The 19,898-nt window shown below is 71.4% G+C and carries 17 protein-coding genes; 14 read left to right on the forward strand and 3 right to left on the reverse strand.

What is annotated here, in order from left to right:
• Positions 1-16: 16 nt before the first annotated feature.
• The 9 genes from ftsW to ACIQU4_RS24260 all read left to right on the forward strand — a co-directional run bounded on the left by ftsW (position 17) and on the right by ACIQU4_RS24260 (position 8,853).
• Positions 17-1,423: a putative lipid II flippase FtsW gene (ftsW, locus tag ACIQU4_RS24220; protein WP_403734334.1), complete on the forward strand. Its 1,407-nt coding sequence runs from the start codon at positions 17-19 to the stop codon at positions 1,421-1,423.
• A 6-nt stretch (positions 1,424-1,429) separates the two neighbouring features.
• Positions 1,430-2,524, forward strand: a complete 1,095-nt coding sequence (gene murG, locus ACIQU4_RS24225) for an undecaprenyldiphospho-muramoylpentapeptide beta-N-acetylglucosaminyltransferase (RefSeq protein WP_403734336.1) — start codon at positions 1,430-1,432, stop codon at positions 2,522-2,524.
• Positions 2,525-2,540: 16 nt separating this feature from the next.
• Entirely contained in the window at positions 2,541-3,410 is an 870-nt protein-coding gene (locus ACIQU4_RS24230) for a cell division protein FtsQ/DivIB (protein WP_403734337.1), read from the forward strand.
• 280 nt (positions 3,411-3,690) lie between these two features.
• Positions 3,691-4,896 carry a cell division protein FtsZ gene (gene ftsZ / locus ACIQU4_RS24235; protein WP_403734340.1) on the forward strand — a complete coding sequence of 402 codons (1,206 nt, stop codon included), beginning with the start codon at positions 3,691-3,693 and terminating at the stop codon, positions 4,894-4,896.
• On the forward strand, positions 4,893-5,672 hold the full coding sequence (gene pgeF / locus ACIQU4_RS24240; protein ID WP_403734343.1) for a peptidoglycan editing factor PgeF: 780 nt from the start codon (positions 4,893-4,895) through the stop codon (positions 5,670-5,672). The genes ftsZ and pgeF overlap by 4 nt, the downstream gene beginning before the upstream one ends.
• Entirely contained in the window at positions 5,672-6,391 is a 720-nt protein-coding gene (locus ACIQU4_RS24245; RefSeq protein ID WP_403734345.1) for a YggS family pyridoxal phosphate-dependent enzyme, read from the forward strand. Before pgeF ends, ACIQU4_RS24245 begins: the two co-directional genes overlap by 1 nt.
• A gap of 151 nt (positions 6,392-6,542) precedes the next feature.
• Entirely contained in the window at positions 6,543-7,151 is a 609-nt protein-coding gene (locus ACIQU4_RS24250; RefSeq protein WP_048480482.1) for a cell division protein SepF, read from the forward strand.
• Between the two features lie 60 nt (positions 7,152-7,211).
• A complete protein-coding gene (locus tag ACIQU4_RS24255; RefSeq protein ID WP_053689581.1) occupies positions 7,212-7,508 on the forward strand; it encodes a YggT family protein in 297 nt (98 codons plus the stop codon).
• Positions 7,509-7,590: 82 nt separating this feature from the next.
• Positions 7,591-8,853 carry a DivIVA domain-containing protein gene (locus tag ACIQU4_RS24260; RefSeq protein WP_403734349.1) on the forward strand — a complete coding sequence of 421 codons (1,263 nt, stop codon included), beginning with the start codon at positions 7,591-7,593 and terminating at the stop codon, positions 8,851-8,853.
• A gap of 287 nt (positions 8,854-9,140) precedes the next feature.
• On the opposite strand, the gene ileS is transcribed toward ACIQU4_RS24260, so the two are convergent.
• Entirely contained in the window at positions 9,141-12,287 is a 3,147-nt protein-coding gene (gene ileS / locus ACIQU4_RS24265) for an isoleucine--tRNA ligase (protein ID WP_403734352.1), read from the reverse strand.
• Positions 12,288-12,881: 594 nt separating this feature from the next.
• Here ileS and ACIQU4_RS24270 point away from each other — a divergent pair.
• The 5 genes from ACIQU4_RS24270 (at position 12,882) to ACIQU4_RS24290 (ending at position 17,631) form a co-directional block, all read left to right on the forward strand.
• Entirely contained in the window at positions 12,882-13,796 is a 915-nt protein-coding gene (locus tag ACIQU4_RS24270) for a TraR/DksA family transcriptional regulator (protein WP_403734354.1), read from the forward strand.
• A 130-nt stretch (positions 13,797-13,926) separates the two neighbouring features.
• Entirely contained in the window at positions 13,927-14,487 is a 561-nt protein-coding gene (lspA, locus tag ACIQU4_RS24275; RefSeq protein ID WP_403734356.1) for a signal peptidase II, read from the forward strand.
• A 41-nt stretch (positions 14,488-14,528) separates the two neighbouring features.
• On the forward strand, positions 14,529-15,470 hold the full coding sequence (locus ACIQU4_RS24280; protein WP_403734357.1) for an RluA family pseudouridine synthase: 942 nt from the start codon (positions 14,529-14,531) through the stop codon (positions 15,468-15,470).
• Positions 15,467-15,934, forward strand: coding sequence for a GNAT family N-acetyltransferase (locus tag ACIQU4_RS24285; protein WP_403734360.1), 468 nt, complete (start codon positions 15,467-15,469; stop codon positions 15,932-15,934). The genes ACIQU4_RS24280 and ACIQU4_RS24285 overlap by 4 nt, the downstream gene beginning before the upstream one ends.
• A 104-nt stretch (positions 15,935-16,038) precedes the next feature.
• Positions 16,039-17,631, forward strand: coding sequence for a Na+/H+ antiporter (locus ACIQU4_RS24290; RefSeq protein ID WP_403734362.1), 1,593 nt, complete (start codon positions 16,039-16,041; stop codon positions 17,629-17,631).
• 30 nt (positions 17,632-17,661) lie between these two features.
• On the opposite strand, the gene ACIQU4_RS24295 is transcribed toward ACIQU4_RS24290, so the two are convergent.
• Positions 17,662-18,678, reverse strand: coding sequence for a GDP-mannose 4,6-dehydratase (locus ACIQU4_RS24295; RefSeq protein WP_403734365.1), 1,017 nt, complete (start codon positions 18,676-18,678; stop codon positions 17,662-17,664).
• Complete coding sequence (locus tag ACIQU4_RS24300; protein WP_403734368.1) at positions 18,675-19,859, reverse strand: UDP-N-acetylglucosamine--N-acetylmuramyl-(pentapeptide) pyrophosphoryl-undecaprenol N-acetylglucosamine transferase; 1,185 nt, start codon at positions 19,857-19,859, stop codon at positions 18,675-18,677. Before ACIQU4_RS24300 ends, ACIQU4_RS24295 begins: the two co-directional genes overlap by 4 nt.
• Between the last annotated feature and the right edge of the window lie 39 nt (positions 19,860-19,898).

The raw sequence follows: 19,898 nt of genomic DNA on the forward strand, positions 1-19,898 counted from the left end.
GAGGGGAAGGTCACACATGCCGGCCAAGCAAGTGCTGCCGGGGCGGCGGCCGTCCGCCGTGAAGGCCGCCAAGTCCGTGAACGGCGCCAAGTCCGCCCGGACGGTCAAGGCTCAGGGCCGCAGGCGTCCGGCGGGGAGCGTGCGGCCGCCCGGCGGGCGCGGGCCGCTGGAGCGGCTGCGGCGTACGCAGCGGCAGTTGCGCAAGGCCTGGGACCGACCCCTCACCGCGTATTACCTGATTTTCGGCAGCTCGCTGCTCATCACCGTGCTCGGCCTGGTGATGGTCTACTCGGCCTCGATGATCAAAGCGCTCCAGCTGGGGCTGGGTGACGCGTACTTCTTCAAGAAGCAGTTCCTCGCCGCCCTGATCGGCACCGGGCTGCTGCTGGTCGCCTCCCGGATGCCGGTCAAACTGCACCGGGCGCTGTCGTACCCCGTGCTCGCGGGAACACTGTTCCTGATGGTCCTGGTCCAGGTCCCCGGGATAGGGGTGGCGATCAACGGCAACCAGAATTGGATCTCCCTTGGTGGTCCGTTCATGCTCCAGCCCAGTGAGTTCGGCAAGCTGGCACTGATCCTCTGGGGCGCCGACCTGCTGGCCCGCAAGGGCGAGAAGGAGCTGCTGAGCCAGTGGAAGCACCTGTTGGTGCCGCTGGTCCCGGTGGCGTTCCTGCTGCTCGGGCTGATCATGCTGGGCGGGGACATGGGCACCGCGATGATCCTCGGGGCCATCCTGTTCGGCCTGCTGTGGCTGGCGGGAGCCCCGACGCGTATGTTCGTCGCGGTACTGGCGTTCGCGGGTGTGATCGTCGCACTGCTGATCAAGACCAGCCCGCACCGGATGGACCGGCTCGCCTGCATCGGCGCGACGGATCCCGGCCGGAACGACCTGTGCTGGCAGGCCGTGCACGGGATCTACGCCCTCGCATCCGGCGGATGGTTCGGTTCCGGTTTGGGTGCCAGTGTGGAAAAATGGGGGCAACTGCCCGAAGCCCACACCGACTTCATCTTCGCCATCACCGGGGAGGAACTGGGTCTGGCGGGGACGCTGTCGGTACTCGCCCTGTTCGCGGCTCTAGGCTATGCGGGTATCCGCGTGGCCGGACGCACGGAGGACTCCTTCGTACGCTATGCCGCGGGAGGCGTGACCACCTGGATCACGGCCCAGGCCGTGATCAACATCGGTGCGGTGCTCGGTCTGCTGCCGATCGCCGGAGTCCCGCTCCCGCTGTTCTCGTACGGAGGGTCCGCGCTGCTGCCGACGATGTTCGCGGTCGGACTGCTCATCGCCTTCGCGCGGGAGGAGCCGGCGGCGCGCGCGGCGCTCGCGATGCGCCAGCCGAAGACCGGCTGGAAGCGGACCGGGCAGAGATGGAAGTCGATGAGACGGAGCGTCAAGAGGCGTCCGTCCGGAGAGCGGTGAATTTCGGTGCATGTCGTACTCGCCGGTGGGGGGACCGCCGGCCACATCGAGCCGGCGCTCGCCCTCGCGGACGCCCTGCGCAGGCAGGACCCTTCCGTGGGCATCACCGCCCTCGGCACGGAGCGCGGGCTCGAAACCCGCCTCGTGCCCGAGCGCGGCTATGAGCTGGGGCTGATCCCCGCCGTCCCACTGCCCCGCAAGCCCACCCCCGAGCTCATCACCGTCCCAGGACGGCTGCGCGGGACGATCAAGGCCGCCGAGGAGATCCTGGAGCGCACCAAGGCCGACTGCGTCGTCGGCTTCGGCGGCTACGTGGCCCTGCCCGGCTACCTCGCCGCCAAGCGGCTCGGGGTGCCGATCATCGTCCACGAGGCCAACGCCCGTCCGGGACTGGCCAACAAGATCGGCTCCCGCTACGCGCACGCCGTCGCGGTCTCCACCCCCGACAGCAAGCTGCGCGGCGCCCGCTACGTGGGCATCCCGCTGCGCCGCAGCATCTCCACCCTGGACCGGGCCGCGGTCCGCCCGGAGGCGCGCGCCGCCTTCGGCCTGGACCCCAACCTGCCGACCCTGCTGGTCTCCGGCGGCTCGCAGGGCGCCCGCCGCCTCAACGAGGTGATCCAGCAGGTCGCGCCGACCCTCCAGCGCTCCGGGATCCAGATCCTGCACGCGGTCGGTCCGAAGAACGAACTGCCGCGTGTCGACAACATGCCCGGGATGCCGCCGTATGTGCCGGTACCGTACGTGGACCGGATGGATCTCGCGTACGCCGCCGCCGACATGATGCTGTGCCGCGCGGGCGCGATGACCGTCGCCGAACTCTCCGCCGTCGGGCTGCCGGCCGCGTACGTCCCGTTGCCGATCGGCAACGGCGAACAGCGGCTCAACGCCCAGCCGGTGGTCAAGGCCGGCGGCGGCCTGCTCGTCGACGACGCGGAGCTGACGCCCGAGTGGGTGCTCAGCCAGGTCCTCCCGGTGCTCGCCGACCCGCACCGCCTGTACGAGATGTCCCGCGCCGCCGCCGAGTTCGGCCGCCGCGACGCCGACGACCTGCTCGTCGCGATGGTGTACGAGGCGATCGCCGCACACAGGAACCGCTAGCGCAGGAGGCACAGGAGTGGCCGGAGCGACGACCGCACAGCGCGGCAACCCCGGGTCCGCCCGGAAGGGCAAGGGCTCCGGCTCTCCCAAGCCGCCCAAGCCGCCCAAGCCGCCCAGGTCGTCGGGGCCGTCAGGGGGGTCCGGCCCGCGGGGCCCCGGTGTTCAGCGCCTCGTCCGGCGTCTGCGCAGCCGGGGCCCCGTGCTGCTCTCCCTCCTCGCCGCCGTCCTCCTCACCGGGGGCGGCAGCTGGGTGCTCTACGGCTCCTCCTGGCTCCGCGTCGAGAAGGTGACCACGAGCGGAACCCAGGTGCTGACCCCCGAGCAGGTGCTGGCCGCCGCGGCCGTACCGGTCGGGGCGCCGCTGGTGTCCGTGGACACCGACGAGATCGCGGGCCGGGTCCGCAGCCGGCTGGCCCGCGTCGATTCGGTCGAGGTGGTGCGGGCCTGGCCGCACGGAATCGGGCTGAAAGTGACGGAGCGCAAACCCGTCCTGCTCATCAAAAAGGACGCCAAGTTCGTGGAAGTGGACGCTTCGGGTGTGCGATTCGACACGACCGCGAAAGCTCCCGCGGGCGTTCCGGTCCTCGAATTGTCCGCGGCGCAGTCGCCGAGCGGCCGCCGCTTCGACGAGGAGCGGCTGCTGCACGAGGCCGTGGGCGTCGCCGGGGACCTCCCCGAAGCGGTCGCCAAGGAGACCGTGCAGGTCAGGGTGGGCTCGTACGACTCGGTCGTACTGGAGTTGACCCGCGGCCGGACCGTGGTCTGGGGCAGCGGCGAGCAGGGCGAGGCGAAGGGCCGCGCGCTGACCGCTCTGCTGAAAGCCGCGCCCAAGGCTGACCACTTTGACGTGAGCGTCCCCACCGCCCCTGCGGTGTCCGGGAGTTGACGTCGGGTCTCACAGCGACGCACCCTGGTTGGCCACCGATACGGGTGATCACATAGGGTGAAAAGAAAAACGGGAGGTTCGGCGTGTTCGTTGAACACGCGCTACTTGTCGACTTAGTGTCCTGTTCGGAAGAGTCCAGGGAACAGGCACATACTTAACCCTAAACTTCAGGGTTAGGGTTCGGGTCGGCGCGTTCGGACCGTCCCACATTTCGGCATCAGTCGTCGCAACGCAGGCCCGCGAGGCGGCGACACGTAACTCGAGGCGAGAGGCCTTCGACGTGGCAGCACCGCAGAACTACCTCGCAGTCATCAAGGTCATCGGTGTCGGCGGCGGTGGTGTCAATGCCATCAACCGAATGATCGAGGTCGGTCTCAAGGGCGTCGAGTTCATCGCCATCAACACGGACGCCCAGGCGCTGTTGATGAGCGACGCCGACGTCAAGCTCGACGTCGGCCGTGAACTCACCCGGGGCCTCGGCGCCGGCGCCAACCCGGCAGTCGGTCGCAAGGCGGCAGAGGACCACCGCGAGGAGATCGAGGAGGTCCTCAAGGGGGCCGACATGGTCTTCGTCACCGCCGGCGAGGGCGGCGGCACCGGCACCGGCGGCGCACCCGTCGTCGCCAACATCGCGCGCTCGCTCGGCGCCCTGACGATCGGTGTGGTCACCCGGCCGTTCACCTTCGAGGGCCGGCGCCGCGCGAACCAGGCGGAGGACGGCATCGCCGAGCTCCGCGAAGAGGTCGACACCCTCATCGTCATCCCCAACGACCGGCTGCTGTCCATCTCGGACCGCCAGGTCTCGGTCCTGGACGCCTTCAAGTCGGCCGACCAGGTCCTGCTCTCGGGTGTCCAGGGCATCACCGACCTCATCACCACCCCGGGTCTGATCAACCTCGACTTCGCGGACGTCAAGTCCGTCATGTCCGAGGCCGGCTCGGCCCTCATGGGCATCGGCTCGGCCCGCGGCGACGACCGCGCGGTGGCCGCCGCCGAGATGGCGATCTCCTCGCCGCTGCTGGAGGCGTCCATCGACGGGGCGAGGGGCGTGCTCCTCTCCATCTCCGGTGGCTCGGACCTCGGCCTCTTCGAGATCAACGAGGCCGCGCAGCTGGTGAGCGAGGCCGCCCACCCCGAGGCGAACATCATCTTCGGCGCCGTCATCGACGACGCGCTCGGCGACGAGGTACGGGTCACCGTCATCGCCGCCGGCTTCGACGGCGGACAGCCCCCGGCCCGCCGGGACAACGTCATCGGTGCCGCGTCCACCAAGCGCGAGGAGCCGGCCCCGGCGCCGGTCCGCGCGGCCGAGCCGGTGCGCCCGGCCTTCGGCGGACTGGGCACGGTCACCCCGCGCGAAGAGCCCCCGGCCCCGGTCGAGGCGGCTCCGATCGAGACCGCGGCCTCCGCGCCGCAGGTCCCGACGGCCCGGCCGTACCAGGACAGCCCGGCCGAGGAACTGGATGTCCCGGACTTCTTGAAGTGACGCTGGACCAGTACGACGAGAGCGGCGCCCACTTCGCCTTCACCGACCGGTGGGGCGGGGTGAGCGCCGTTCCGTACGAGGAGCTCAATCTCGGCGGCGCGGTCGGAGACGACCCCACCGCCGTTCTCGCGAACCGGGCGGCCGCCGCCGGGGCCCTGGGCATCGAGCCGGACCAGGTGGTCTGGATGAACCAGGTGCACGGCCGTGACGTGGCGGTGGTCCCCGGCCCCTGGGGCGCCGCCGCCGACATCCCGGCGGTGGACGCGGTGGTGACCGCACGTCGGGGGCTCGCCCTCGCGGTGCTCACCGCGGACTGCACCCCGGTCCTGCTGGCCGACCCCGTCGCGGGGGTCGCGGGCGCGGCCCACGCGGGGCGGCCCGGACTGGTCGCCGGAGTGGTGCCCGCCGCCGTGGAGGCGATGGTCGCCCTCGGCGCCGAGCCCGGGCGGATCGTCGCCCGTACCGGCCCGGCGGTCTGCGGGCGCTGCTACGAGGTGCCGGCCGAGATGCGGGCCGCGGTCGCCGAGGTGGTACCGGCCGCCTACGGCGAGACGAGTTGGGGGACCCCGTCCGTCGACGTGGTCGCCGGGGTGCACGCCCAGCTCGCGGAGGCGGGGGTGGTGAACCTGCACCGATCGGCGGTCTGCACACTGGAGTCGCGGGACCACTTCTCGTACCGCCGCGACCGGGTGACCGGGCGGCTTGCCGGATATGTCTGGTTGGGCACTGTGTCTTCCCGGGGGGCAACCCCCGGATCCCCGGTAGGAAAAGACTGATGACGGACCGTAAGTCGGAGCTCGCGGAGAACCTCGCGCGGGTGGAGGAACGTATCTCGTCCGCCTGCGCGGCCGCAGGGCGGGGACGGGACGAGGTGACGCTCATCGTCGTCACCAAGACCTACCCCGCGAGTGACGTACGACTGCTGGCGGACCTGGGCGTCCGTCATGTGGCGGAGAATCGTGACCAGGACGCCGCCCCCAAGGCCGCGGCCTGCGCGGATCTGCCGCTCACCTGGCACTTCGTGGGTCAGTTGCAGACGAACAAAGTCCGTTCCGTGGCGGGATACGCGCACGTCGTGCAGTCCGTCGACCGGCCCAAGCTCGTCACGGCGCTCTCGGCGGCCGCGGAGGGGGCCGGGCGCGAACTCGGCTGCCTCGTGCAGATCGCCCTCGACGCGGAGTCGGGGGAGCGCGGCACCCGGGGCGGCGCCGCTCCGGAGCAGCTGGCCGAACTCGCGGACCTCGTGGCCGGGGCGCCGGGACTGAGGCTCGACGGTCTGATGGCCGTCGCTCCGCTGGCCGGGGCCTACGCGGGCCGCGAACAGGCCGCTTTCGAGCGGCTGGTGGAATTGTCATCCCGCCTGCGCACGGACCATCCGACTGCCACGATGGTGTCGGCCGGGATGAGTGCAGACCTGGAACAGGCCGTTGCGGCCGGTGCGACACATGTGCGCGTCGGCACTGCGGTACTCGGCGCGAGACCCCGGCTCGGGTAACGTCGCGAAGAAAGTCGGACCACAGCAGAAAATATGGTCATTACCGCTGACGGGCGGACAGACCACGTGGATCGCGGGCAGTTGGTGACTTTGGTGACACAGCGACACACCTGCGACAGGGCGATCCACCACAGAGCGGAGGATTCAGAGAATGGCCGGCGCGATGCGCAAGATGGCGGTCTACCTCGGCCTCGTGGAGGACGACCGGTACGACAACCCGGGGTACGACCCCGACGACGAGTTCGAGCCCGAGCCGGAACCGGAGCGGGACCGCCGGCGCCAGCAGGCCGTGCACCAACCGCCCGTAACGGACGAACCGGTACGAGTTGCCCAGCCTCCGGCGCAACGGGAACCCATCCCATTGCCGGTGGAAAACGGACGTCCTGCGCGAATTGCCCCCGTGGCATCCATCACACCTGAACGCTCGAACCTGGAGAAGAACGCCCCCGTGATCATGCCCAAGGTCGTCTCCGAGCGGGAGCCGTACCGCATCACGACGCTGCACCCCCGGACCTACAACGAGGCCCGTACCATCGGGGAACACTTCCGTGAGGGCACTCCGGTGATCATGAACCTCACGGAGATGGACGACACGGATGCGAAGCGACTTGTCGACTTTGCCGCCGGCCTCGTCTTCGGCCTGCACGGCAGCATTGAACGCGTGACACAGAAGGTGTTCCTGCTGTCGCCTGCTAACGTCGATGTCACGGCGGAGGACAAGGCCCGCATCGCGGAGGGCGGGTTCTTCAACCAAAGCTAGACCGATCCGTCAGACACGGGGCCGGGGACAGAGCGAGAGCAGGGGAGAGGGAAGCGCGGGATGGGCGTCGCACTGCAGGTGGTCTACATCGTGCTGATGTGCTTCCTTATCGTGCTGATCTTCCGACTGGTGATGGACTACGTCTTCCAGTTCGCACGTTCATGGACACCCGGCAAGGCGATGGTGGTCGTCCTTGAGGCCACCTACACTGTCACCGATCCACCGCTCAAGCTTCTCCGGCGTTTCATTCCGCCGTTGCGTCTCGGGGGCGTGGCACTCGACCTGTCCTTCTTCGTTCTGATGATCATCGTTTACATCCTCATCAGTTTCGTGAGCACCGCTGCGAGAAGCGTGTGAACGATGAGCTTCCCCGTGAGCGCGGGGACAGTCCCGATACGGTCTTGCCGACTGCCGACGACTACGTAGAGGTGAAGAAGACATGCCGCTGACTCCCGAGGACGTGCGGAACAAGCAGTTCACGACCGTCCGCCTCCGAGAAGGCTATGACGAGGACGAGGTCGATGCCTTCCTCGACGAGGTCGAGTCCGAACTGACGCGCCTGCTGCGCGAGAACGAGGACCTGCGCGCCAAGCTGGCCGCCGCCACGCGTGCCGCCGCGCAGAACCAGCAGCAGCAGGGCATGCGCAAGCCCGAGCCCCAGGACCAGCGCGGCCCCGGAGGCCCCGGCGCCCCCGTGCCCGCCGCCATATCCGGCCCGCCGGCGCAGCAGGGCCCGCCGCAGATGGGCCCGCCGCAGCTGCCGGGCGGCCCGCCGCAGCTTCCGGCCGGCCCCGGCGGACACGGACCGCAGGGTCCGGGCGGCCCGGGTCCGATGGGCGGCCCCATGCACACCATGGGTGGCCAGCAGCAGATGGGCCAGCAGGGCATGGGCCAGCAAGGCATGGGCCAGCAGGGTATGGGCCAGCAGGGTATGGGCCAGCAGTCCATGGGCGGCCAGAACCCGCTCGGCCAGCAGATGCAGCCCATGGGCCAGCAGATGCAGCCGATGGGGCAGCAGATGCAGCCCATGGGTCAGCAGATGCAGCAGATGCAGCAGCAGCCGCAGCTCCCGCAGCAGGGCCCCGGTGGCGACAGCGCCGCCCGCGTCCTGTCGCTGGCGCAGCAGACCGCCGACCAGGCGATCGCGGAGGCCCGCTCCGAGGCCAACAAGATCGTCGGCGAGGCACGCAGCCGCGCCGAGGGCCTGGAGCGGGACGCCCGTGCCAAGGCCGACGCGCTGGAGCGGGACGCCCAGGAGAAGCACCGCGTCGCGATGGGCTCCCTGGAGTCCGCCCGCGCCACGCTGGAGCGCAAGGTCGAGGACCTGCGGGGCTTCGAGCGTGAGTACCGTACGCGTCTGAAGTCCTACCTGGAGTCGCAGCTGCGCCAGCTGGAGACCCAGGCGGACGACTCCCTGGCCCCGCCGCGCAACCCGGCCGGCCCGGCGCTGCCGCCGTCGCCGACCCCGTCGATGGCTCCGGCCGGAGCGATGGGCCACTCGATGGGCGCTCCGTCGCCCATGGGCGGTCCCTCGCCGATGGGTGGCCCGTCCCCGATGGGTGGCCCCTCGTATGGTGGTCAGCAGCAGATGTCTCCCGCGATGACCCAGCCGATGGCTCCGGTGCGGCCGGCTGCGCCGCAGCCGATGCAGCAGGCGCCGTCGCCGATGCGCGGCTTCCTGATCGACGAGGACGACAACTAGGCGCCGCCAGTAGGTCGGCAGTCACGGGCCGGGCCCGGTTCCCCTTCGGGGGCACCGGGCCCGGCCCGTTGGCGTCCCGCCGGCCGGTGCTGCCGCTGCGCGGGGCCTGCCCCTCCCCGCCCTTCTCCCGTTCGCCGGGGCTGAGTCCCGGACCCCGTTGCGGGGGCCGCCCCGCACCTCCCGAGGACTGGCTCCGGGCAGCGCACGGGAAACGGTGAAAGGGCGGGGCGGGGAGAAGAAACGACTGTGGCCCGGACCGAGCAGGGTCCGGGCCACAGGGGCGATGACTACGCCTTGCGGAGGCGGAACGTCAGGCCGAGGGGCTCGTCCGTGAACGGGGTGCCGTACGTGGCGTCGGCCTCGCCCGTGGCGTAGTCCGTCGACAGGACCTCGTCCGCGATCAGCGCCGCGTGGTCCGTCAGGGCCGTCACGACCTCCGGGTCCGACGAGGACCAGCGCAGGGCGATCCGGTCCGCCACGTCCAGGCCGGAGTTCTTCCGGGCCTCCTGGATCAGGCGGATCGCGTCACGTGCCAGACCCGCCAGCCGCAGCTCCGGGGTGATCTCCAGGTCCAGGGCGACGGTCGCGCCGGAGTCGGACGCCACCGACCAGCCCTCGCGCGGGGTCTCCGTGATGATGACCTCCTCGGGGGTGAGGGCGATCGACTCGCCGTTCACCTCCACCACGGCCTCGCCCGAGCGCAGGGCCAGGGACAGCTCCGCCGCGTCGGCCGCCGCCACCGCCTTCGCCACGTCCTGGACGCCCTTGCCGAAGCGCTTGCCCAGCGCCCGGAAGTTCGCCTTCGCCGTGGTGTCGACCAGCGAGCCGCCGACCTCGGACAGGGAGGCCAGCGAGGAGACGTTCAGCTCCTCCGTGATCTGGGCCTGGAGCTCGGGGGACAGGGCGTCGAAGCCCACCGCGCCGACCAGGGCCCGGGACAGCGGCTGGCGGGTCTTCACGCCCGACTCGGCACGTGTGGCCCGGCCCAGCTCCACCAGGCGGCGGACCAGCAGCATCTGCTGGGAGAGGGTCGGGTCGATCGCCGAGGTGTCCGCCGTCGGCCACGTGGACAGGTGGACCGACTCCGGCGCGTCCGGGGTGACCGGGACGATCATGTCCTGCCAGACCCGCTCCGTGATGAAGGGGGTCAGCGGGGCCATGAGGCGGGTCACCGTCTCGACCACGTCGTGCAGGGTGCGCAGTGCCGAGGCGTCGCCCTGCCAGAAGCGGCGGCGCGAGCGGCGCACGTACCAGTTGGACAGGTCGTCCACGAACGAGGAGAGCAGCTTGCCGGCGCGCTGGGTGTCGTACGACTCCATCGCCTCGGTGACCTCGGACGTGAGGGTGTGGAGTTCCGAGAGGAGCCAGCGGTCCAGGACCGTGCGGTCCGCAGGGGCCGGGTCGGACGCCGACGGGGCCCAGTTCGACGTACGGGCGTACAGCGCCTGGAAGGCGACCGTGTTCCAGTACGTGAGGAGGGTCTTGCGGACCACTTCCTGGATCGTGCCGTGGCCGACCCGGCGGGCCGCCCACGGGGAGCCGCCGGCCGCCATGAACCAGCGCACCGCGTCCGCGCCGTGCTGGTCCATGAGCTGGATCGGCTCAAGGGTGTTGCCCAGGTGCTTGGACATCTTGCGGCCGTCCTCGGCGAGGATGTGGCCCAGGCAGACCACGTTCTCGTAGGAGGACTTGTCGAAGACGAGGGTGCCGACCGCCATCAGCGTGTAGAACCACCCGCGCGTCTGGTCGATGGCCTCCGAGATGAACTGCGCCGGATAGCGCTTCTCGAAGATCTCCTTGTTCTTGTGCGGGTAGCCCCACTGCGCGAACGGCATCGAGCCCGAGTCGTACCAGGCGTCGATGACCTCCGGCACGCGGACGGCCTCCAGCGAGCAGCCGTCGGCGGTGCAGGTGAAGGTGACGTCGTCGATGTACGGGCGGTGCGGGTCCAGGGCGGAGAGGTCCTGACCGGACAGCTCGGAGAGCTCCGCGCGGGAGCCGACGCAGGTGAGGTGGTTCTCCTCGCAGCGCCAGATCGGCAGCGGGGTGCCCCAGTAGCGGTTGCGGGAGAGCGCCCAGTCGATGTTGTTGTTCAGCCAGTCGCCGAAGCGGCCCTGCTTGACCGAGTCCGGGAACCAGTTCGTCTTCTCGTTCTCCCGCAGCATCGCGTCCTTGACGGCGGTGGTGCGGATGTACCAGGACGGCTGTGCGTAGTAGAGCAGGGCCGTGTGGCAGCGCCAGCAGTGCGGGTAGCTGTGCTCGTAGGCGATGTGCTTGAAGAGCAGGCCGCGCGCGTCGAGGTCGGCGGTCAGCTTCTCGTCGGCCTTCTTGAAGAAGACGCCGCCGACCAGCGGGACCTCCTCCTCGAAGGTGCCGTCGGGGCGGACCGGGTTCACGACGGGCAGGCCGTACGCGCGGCAGACCGCGAGGTCGTCGGCGCCGAAGGCGGGGGACTGGTGGACCAGACCGGTGCCGTCCTCGGTCGTGACGTACTCGGCGTTCACGACGTAGTGGGCCGGAGCCGGGAACTCCACGAGGGAGAACGGACGCTCGTACGTCCAGCGCTCCATCTCCTTGCCCGTGAAGGTCCGGCCGGTGGCCTCCCAGCCCTCGCCCAGGGACTTCTCCAGCAGCGGCTGGGCGACGACCAGCTTCTCCTCACCGTTCGTGGCGACCACGTAGGTGACCTCGGGGTGCGCGGCGACCGCGGTGTTGGACACCAGGGTCCACGGGGTCGTCGTCCACACCAGCAGTGCGGCCTCGCCGGCCAGCGGGCCGGAGGTGAGCGGGAAGCGGACGTAGACGGAGGGGTCGACGACCGTCTCGTAGCCCTGGGCCAGCTCGTGGTCCGAGAGGCCGGTGCCGCAGCGCGGGCACCAGGGGGCCACGCGGTGGTCCTGGGTGAGCAGGCCCTTGTTGAAGATCTCCTTCAGCGACCACCACACGGACTCGACGTACTCGGGGTCCATGGTCCGGTACGCGTCGTCCAGGTCGACCCAGTAGCCCATCCGGGTGGTGAGGTCGGCGAACGCGTCGGTGTGGCGGGTCACGGACTCGCGGCACTTGGCGTTGAACTCGGCGATGCCGTACGCCTCGATGTCCTGCTTGCCGTTGAAGCCGAGCTCCTTCTCGACGGCGAGCTCGACGGGCAGGCCGTGGCAGTCCCAGCCGGCCTTGCGGGCCACGTGGTAGCCGCGCATGGTGCGGAACCGGGGGAAGACGTCCTTGAAGACGCGGGCCTCGATGTGGTGCGCGCCGGGCATGCCGTTGGCGGTGGGCGGCCCCTCGTAGAAGACCCACTCGGGGCGGCCCTCGGACTGCTCCAGGGTCTTGGCGAAGGTCTTGCTCTCGCGCCAGAAGTCGAGAACGGCGTGTTCGAGGGCGGGCAGGTCGACCTGGGCGGGTACCGGGCGGTACTGCGGCGGTGTGGTCATGAGGCTGAACTCTTCCTCCGGCGGGGTGTCACTTCCGTCCGGAGGGACGAGAGCCGCCCTCGTCTTCAAGGACCTGCTGCTCCCGCGGTACCACCCTCCTTGGCCGCCGGACGGATCCGGTGGCCCCCTCATTGGGGTGCGAAGCCGGTTCTACTGGCCCCACGGGAATCCGTACGGGCTTTCTTCCGGCGGCTCAGGGGTGATCCTTCGCATCGCGCTCGCCCCCGGGCTCTCACCGTCCCCGGGTCGCTCATGGCTGCGTCCGACGCTACTCGTCCCCGTCCATGCCTTTCGCTGGGCCCAGTGTACGGGTCGGGGGCTCGCTCGGCAGACCGGTTTACGGGGGGTCGGGGCGGGGGTTTCGGCCGGGCTCGGGGGGCGGGGCCGGGCGGGTTGCGGCGTGACCCGAATGGGCCGATGCGCCGGTCCGGGCTCCGGTGGGACGGGAGTGGCGGATTACCGGGCTCCCTGCTGGGCACAACGGATGCAGGTTGGCATCGATGGACGCGTGCCCCGTTGCCGCGAGGCTGGAGTCGATTTATCGTTCCGGCACGATTCGCGAGCAAGATCACAGTATGTGAAGGGGCCGCGGCCATGGTGGCGAAGAAGACCGCCGGGAGAACTGCCGAGAAGGCTGTCGGAAGGGCCGCCGGGAAGGCTGCGGCGGCCGAGGACGCGGCTCCGGCCCGGAAGAAGGCGGTCGTGAACTCCACGGCCGGGACGGCGGCCAAATCGGTGACGAAGCAGGCGGCCAAGAAGGTGCCCGCCAAGAAGGCGGATGCCAAGGAGGTGCCGGCCCGGAAAGCGGTGACCGGGAAGACGGCTGCGAAGAAGACCGCCGCCAAGAAGACCGCCGCCAAGAAGACCCCGGCCGAGAAGGCCTCGGCCGCGGCGAAGGCGGCCACCGAGAAGGCGACCGGCGTCGGGAAGACGACCGCGAGGAAGGCCACGGTCAAGGCGGCCGCGGCCGAGGGGGCGGCGCAGGCCGCGCAACAGACGGGAGCCCGGAAAGTGGTTGCCAAGAAGAGCACCGGCACGGCCAGGAAGACGGCTGCGGCCGCCACCAGCGGACTGCCGAAGGCCAGGGCCACCGCAGCAGCGGCCCTGGCGCCGGGTGAGCTGGCCGTACGGCCCGGCGAGGACCCCTGGACCCCGGCGGAGGTGGCCGAGGCCCGTGCCGAGCTCCAGAGCGAGGTGCTGCGGCTGCGCGACGAGCTCCAGGCCTCCGACGAGGCCATCACGGGCCTGATGCGGGACTCCGGCGACGGAGCGGGCGACGACCAGGCCGACACGGGCACCAAGAACATCACCCGGGAGTCCGAGCTGGCCCTCGCCGCGAACGCCCGCGAGATGCTCGAACAGACCGAGCGGGCCCTGGAACGGCTGGACGCCGGCACGTACGGACTCTGCGAGAACTGCGGCCGGCCCATCGGCAAGGCCAGGATGCAGGCCTTCCCGCGGGCGACCCTCTGCGTGGACTGCAAGCAGAAGCAGGAGCGCAGGCACTGAGGGGCACGGGCCGGGCTGCCGCCACGGGCGGACCCTGACGTACTCTCGTGTCTCGTCGGGGTCCAGGGGCCCGGCAGGGCCGCAGAGCCGTGTCGTCGGCAACCTGGTTCGAGCTAGTCGAGGGACTCACGTGGCAGAGGCGGAGAGCATCATCGGTACGCCGGAGGTCGGGGACGACACCCAGCCGGAGTCCGCCGCGCCCAAGGGGCGCCGGCGGATCGTCGCGCTGCTCGTCGTCGCGCTGCTCGCCTACCTGCTCGACTTCGGCAGCAAGATGCTCGTCGTCGCGAAGCTGGAGCACCAGCCGCCGATCCGGATCATCGGCGACCTGCTGAAGTTCGAGGCGATCCGCAATCCGGGCGCCGCGTTCGGCTTCGGCGAGGCCTTCACCATCATCTTCACGTGCATCGCGGCCACCGTGATCGTCGTGATCGTGCGGCTGGCCCGCAAGCTCTACAGCCTGCCGTGGGCGATCGCGCTGGGCCTGCTGCTGGGCGGTGCGCTGGGCAACCTCACCGACCGGATCTTCCGTTCGCCGGGGGTGTTCCGGGGTGCCGTGGTCGACTTCATCGCGCCCGCCCACTTCGCCGTCTTCAACCTCGCGGACTCGGCGATCGTGTGCGGCGGCATCCTGATCGTGCTGCTTTCGTTCAGGGGTCTGGACCCGGACGGTACGGTCCACAAGGACTGATCGCGGGACGGGTGCGCCGTCGAGTCCTGCATACTCGACAGGTGAGTACGATTCCCGAGATCCGCACCCTGCCCGTTCCCGATGGCCTCGAAGGCGAGCGCGTCGACGCCGTCATCGCCCGTATGTTCGGTTTTTCCCGGACGAAGGCGGCCGAGCTCGCCGCCGCGGGGAAGGTGTCGGTCGACGGCAGCGTCGTCGGGAAGTCCGAGCGCGTGCACGGCGGCGCCTGGCTCGAAGTCGAGATGCCCGCGCCGCCGCGGCCGGTCGAGCTCGTCGCCGAGCCGGTCCCGGGCATGGAGATCGTCCATGACGACGACGACATCGTCGTCATCATGAAGCCGGTGGGCGTCGCCGCCCACCCGAGCCCCGGCTGGACCGGCACCACCGTCATCGGTGGCCTCGCCGCCGCCGGCTACCGGATCTCCACCTCCGGCGCGTCCGAGCGCCAGGGCATCGTGCACCGCCTCGACGTCGGCACGTCCGGCCTGATGGCCGTCGCCAAGTCGGAGCGTGCGTACACCTCGCTGAAGAACCAGTTCCGCGAGCGGGTCGTGGACAAGCGCTACCACGCGCTCGTACAGGGCCACCCGGACCCGATGAGCGGCACGATCGACGCGCCGATCGGCCGGCACCCCAGCGCGGACTACAAGTGGGCCGTGACCCAGGAGGGCAAGCCCTCCGTCACCCACTACGACCTGATCGAGGCCTTCCGCGCGGCCTCGCTGCTCGACATCAAGCTGGAGACCGGGCGCACGCACCAGATCCGCGTGCACATGTCCGCGCACCGGCACCCGTGCGTCGGCGACCTCACGTACGGCGCCGACCCGACGGTGGCGAAGCGGCTGGGCCTGACCCGGCAGTGGCTGCACGCCGTGCGGCTCGGCTTCGAGCACCCGGCGGACGGGCAGTGGGTGGAGTTCGAGAGCACGTACCCGGCGGACCTGCAGCACGCGCTGGACGTGATCCGGGCCGAGAGCGAGTGACGGCCTTCACCGTCCGGGTGGCCGAGGGGGAGGCCGACCTGGCGGCGTGCTTCGCCGTGCGGACCGAGGTGTTCGTGGTCGAGCAGTCCGTGCCGGAGTCGATCGAGTACGACGCGTACGACGCGGTCGCGGTGCACGTGCTGGCCGTGGCGCCGGACGGGGAGCCGCTGGGCACCGGCCGGCTGCTGCACGGGCCGGCGGCGCTGGGCAAGACGGGCGGTGACCCGACGGTCGGCTCGCTGGGGCGGCTGGCCGTACGCAAGGCCGCGCGCGGGCTGGGCGTCGGGGTGGCGCTGGTGCGGGCCATCGAGGCGGAGGCCGGCCGGCTGGGCCTGTCCGCCGTGGACCTGGGCGCGCAGACGCATGCGCTCGGCTTTTACGAGCGGCTCGGGTACGTGGCCTACGGCCCGGAGTTCGAAGACGCGGGGATCCCGCACCGCTCGATGCGGCGCGCCCTGCCGTAGCAGATCCAGCCCCGCCTGCGTTCGAGGCCCGGCGGAGCCGCCAGGTGGGCGAGGCTTCGTCGGGGCAGGGTCGTCCGCGGCCGGCGGTGCGGCAGGGTGGGGGAGTGGATCAGCTTGCTCTGCTGTTCGTACTGCTGCTCGGGGCCGTGGTCAGCGTGCCGTTCGGGGATCGGCTCGGGCTGCCCGCGCCCGTCCTGATGACCATCGGCGGGGTCGTGCTCGCGCTGGTTCCGGCCGTGCCGAACGTCGACATCCCGCCCGAGTACATCCTGCCGGTCGTCCTGCCCCCGCTGCTCTACGCCTCGGCGCAGCGCACCTCCTGGCGGCAGTTCGCCGCCAACGTCCGGCCCATCTTCCTGCTCGCCGTGGCGCTCGTCTTCGTCACGACCGCCGCGGTCGCCGCCGTCGCGAACGCCGTCGTCCCCGGGCTGCCGCTCGCCGCCGCGGTCGCGCTCGGCGCACTCGTGGCCCCGCCCGACCCCGTCGCCGCGACGGCCGTCGCCGGAGCGCTCGGGCTGCCGCGCCGCATGGTGTCGATCCTGGAGGGCGAGGGCCTGTTCAACGACGTCACCGCGATCGTGCTCTACCACGTGGCCATCTCCGCCGCCGTCAGCGGCAGCTTCTCCTGGCCGGACGCGCTGGGGGAGTTCGTGCTCTCCGCCGTGGTCGCCGTAGCCGTCGGGCTCGGTCTGGGCTGGGTCACCAACGCGCTCATGGGGCTGCTCGGCGATGCCACGCTCCAGATCGGGCTGACGCTGCTCGTGCCGTTCGTGTCGTACGTGGTGGCCGAGGAGTTCCAGGGGTCGGGGGTGCTGGCCGTGCTGACGACGGCCCTGTTCCTCGCGGAGTACGCCTCCGACGCGGACGACGTGCTGGGACGGCTCGCCGGGCACACGTTCTGGGAGGTCGTGGACATGCTGGTCACGGGCGCGGCGTTCGGGCTGATCGGGCTGGAGCTGCACAACGTGTTCGGCGTCGCGGCCGGCCGCGAGTGGGAGATGGCGGGGTGGGCGGCCGCCGTGACCGCGGTGGTGGTCGGCGTACGGCTGCTGTGGCTGCTGCCGGCCGGCTGGCTGGCCAAGCGGCTGCACACGCGGCGCGACTACGACGAGGAGATCCCGCTGAGCTGGCGGGAGAGCGTGGTGATGTGGTGGGCCGGAATGCGCGGGGTGGCCTCGGTGGCGCTGGCGCTGGCCATCCCGCTGAAGGTGGAGGGCGGGGCGCCGTTTCCGGCGCGGGACCAGATCATCTTCATCGCCTTCGCCGTGATCATGGTGACGCTGATCTGCCAGGGGCTGACGCTGCCGTGGCTGGTGCGGCTGCTGGGGGTCGAGGCCGACGAGGACGCCGAGCGGGAGACGGAGCGGCAGCTGGCGATCCGCGCGGCGAGGGCCGCGAAGCGGCGGCTGAAGGAGATCGAGGAGGTGGAGGACCTGCCGGAGGATCTGGTGGAGGTGCTGTACCGGCGGGCGTACGACGTGGGGGCCAGGATCAGTCCCGAGATGGTGGACGAGGAGCGGCGGGAGGCGTACGCGAAGCGGGTGGAGCGGATCCGGGACGTCCAGCGGATCCAGCGCGAGATGATGTCGGCGGCCCGGCACGAGGTGCTGGCCGCGCGCAGCGAGCCGGGCGCGGACCCGGAGATCGTGGACCGGGTCCTGCGCCACCTGGACGTCCGCAGCCTCCGCAGCAGCTAGGAGGCGTGCGCAGAGTCCGTGCCCGGTCGGTCAGACCTGGTAGCGGGACGGGGCGAAGAGGTCCAGGTTCGAGGCGATCCAGTCCGATGTGCGCGACAGCCCCTCCGTCAGCGGGACCTGCGGCTTCCAGCCCGCCCAGTCCCGGGCGCGGGAGTTGTCCGACAGCAGGCGCAGGACCTCGCTGCCCGCCGGGCGGAGGCGGGAGGCGTCCACCACCACCTCGGCGTCCCGGCCCGAAGCCTTGATCAGGGCCTGCGCCAGATCGCCGATCGAGATCTCCTCGCCCGTGCCGAGGTTGACCACCTCGCCCAGTGCCCGGTCGCATTCCGCCACCGCGAGGAAGCCCTCGGCCGTGTCCGTCACGTACGTGAAGTCCCGGGTCGGGGAGAGCGAGCCCAGACGGATCTCCCGCGCGCCCGCGTGCAGCTGCGCCAGGATCGTCGGGATCACGGCCCGCGCCGACTGGCGGGGGCCGTACGTGTTGAACGGCCGGACCACCGTCACCGGCAGCTCGAACGCGTGGTGGAACGACAGCGCCATCATGTCCGCGCCGATCTTCGACGCCGAGTACGGGGACTGCGGCTGGAGCGGATGCGATTCCGGGATCGGGGCCGTCAGGGCCGTGCCGTAGACCTCGCTCGTGGACGTGTGCACCAGCCGCCGCACCCCGTGCCGGCGGCAGGCCTCCGCCATGTTCTCCGTACCGGTCACGTTCGTCTGCACGTACGCGCCCGGCGAGGCGTAGCTGTACGGGATCCCGATCAGTGCCGCCAGGTGGAACACGGTGTCGCAGCCCGCCACCGCGTCGCTGACCCGGCCCGCGTCGCGGATGTCGCCCGCCCACATCTCCACCGGGCCGTCGGGGTCGGCGAGGTACCGCGCCAGGTGGCCCTTCTCCGCGTACGGCTTGTAGTGGACGAAGGCGCGGACCCGGGCGCCCCGCGCCACCAGCAGGTCGACCAGGGTGGACCCGATGAACCCCTCGGCTCCGGTGACCAGGACCAGGCGGCCGGCCCAGGGGTTCACGGCGTTCGTCTGCGTGTTCATATGCGCTCCAGGGTGGGGAGGGGGACGCCGGCCACGCGGAGGACCTCCGCGGCCAGCAGTTCGGCGGCCCGGGCGTGCGGGCCGGGGTCGGCGGCGCCGGCCATCGCGGCCAGCCGGGCCGGGTCGGCCAGCAGCGGGCCGAGCAGCACTGCCAGCCGGTCGGCGGTGGTCGCGGCGTCCGGCAGCAGCAGGCCCGCGCCCGCGTCGACGAGGACCCGGGCGTTGTGGGTCTGGTGGTCGCCGGGGGCGTGGGGGTACGGGACGAGCACGGCCGGGACCCCGGTCGCCGCCAGCTCCGCGACCGTCGCGGACCCGGCCCGGCACACCACCAGGTCGGCGGCCGCGTACACGAGGTCCATCCGGTCCAGGTACGGCACGGCCCGGGCGATCCGGTGCCCGCCGCAGGCGGCGAGATCGGCGGCGGTGTCCGGCAGCGCCCGCGGACCCGTCTTGATCAGCAGCTGTACGTCGTCCCGCCCCTGCCAGAGGCCGGCCAGCCCGACGGCGGCCGCGGTGAGGCGGGCGGCGCCCAGGCTGCCGCCGTTGAAGACGACCAGGCGGCGCCCGTCGGGGATGTGCAGGGCCCGCCGGGCCTCGGCGCGCAGGGCCGCGCGCTCCGGCCGGGACAGGCCGGCCAGCCGCGCGAGGGCCGCCGAGATCGGCATTCCGGTGGTCAGCGCGTGCGCGCCGCCCGCCAGATGGGCCCGGCTGCGGTCGAAGGCCACCGCGATGTGCGCGGTGAGCCGGGCGGCGAACTGGTTGGCACGGCCCGGTACCGCGTTGGACTCGTGGATGACGGCCGGCAGCCCGGCCATCCGGGCCCCCAACACGGCCGGCGCGCTCGGGTAGCCGCCCATGCCCACGACGGCGTGCGCGCCCTGGGCACGGATCACCGAGCGCGCCTGCCCGGCGGAGCGCAGCAGCGCGGCGGGCAGCAGGTAGCGCTTCGCGCCGAGCGAGGGGTCGAACGGGATCATGTCGACGGTGTGCAGGCGGTACCCGGCGGCCGGGATCAGCTCGGTCTCCAGGCCCCGCTCGGTCCCGATGAACGAGACCACGGCACCCGGGACGGCCGCGCGCAGCGCCTCGGCGAGGGCGAGTCCGGGATAGATGTGGCCGCCGGTGCCGCCCGCGCCGATCACGACGGACAGGGGTGGGAGGGAAGTGCCTCGTGTGGTCATGGGCGCAGCCTTCCGGTGCGCCCTAAGAACGTTCTAAGA

Source organism: Streptomyces sp. NPDC090741 (assembly GCF_044769045.1).
Taxonomy (GTDB): domain Bacteria; phylum Actinomycetota; class Actinomycetes; order Streptomycetales; family Streptomycetaceae; genus Streptomyces.

Excerpts from the sequence above, each read along its gene's own strand:
- ftsW (WP_403734334.1), top strand. The coding sequence starts at position 17 with ATGCCGGCCAAGCAAGTGCTGCCGGGGCGGCGGCCGTCCGCCGTGAAG.
- ACIQU4_RS24245 (WP_403734345.1), top strand. The coding sequence starts at position 5,672 with ATGACGGACCGTAAGTCGGAGCTCGCGGAGAACCTCGCGCGGGTGGAG.
- ACIQU4_RS24250 (WP_048480482.1), top strand. The coding sequence starts at position 6,543 with ATGGCCGGCGCGATGCGCAAGATGGCGGTCTACCTCGGCCTCGTGGAG.
- ACIQU4_RS24255 (WP_053689581.1), top strand. The coding sequence starts at position 7,212 with ATGGGCGTCGCACTGCAGGTGGTCTACATCGTGCTGATGTGCTTCCTT.
- ACIQU4_RS24260 (WP_403734349.1), top strand. The coding sequence starts at position 7,591 with ATGCCGCTGACTCCCGAGGACGTGCGGAACAAGCAGTTCACGACCGTC.
- ileS (WP_403734352.1), bottom strand. The coding sequence starts at position 12,287 with ATGACCACACCGCCGCAGTACCGCCCGGTACCCGCCCAGGTCGACCTG.
- ACIQU4_RS24270 (WP_403734354.1), top strand. The coding sequence starts at position 12,882 with ATGGTGGCGAAGAAGACCGCCGGGAGAACTGCCGAGAAGGCTGTCGGA.
- ACIQU4_RS24295 (WP_403734365.1), bottom strand. The coding sequence starts at position 18,678 with ATGAACACGCAGACGAACGCCGTGAACCCCTGGGCCGGCCGCCTGGTC.
- ACIQU4_RS24300 (WP_403734368.1), bottom strand. The coding sequence starts at position 19,859 with ATGACCACACGAGGCACTTCCCTCCCACCCCTGTCCGTCGTGATCGGC.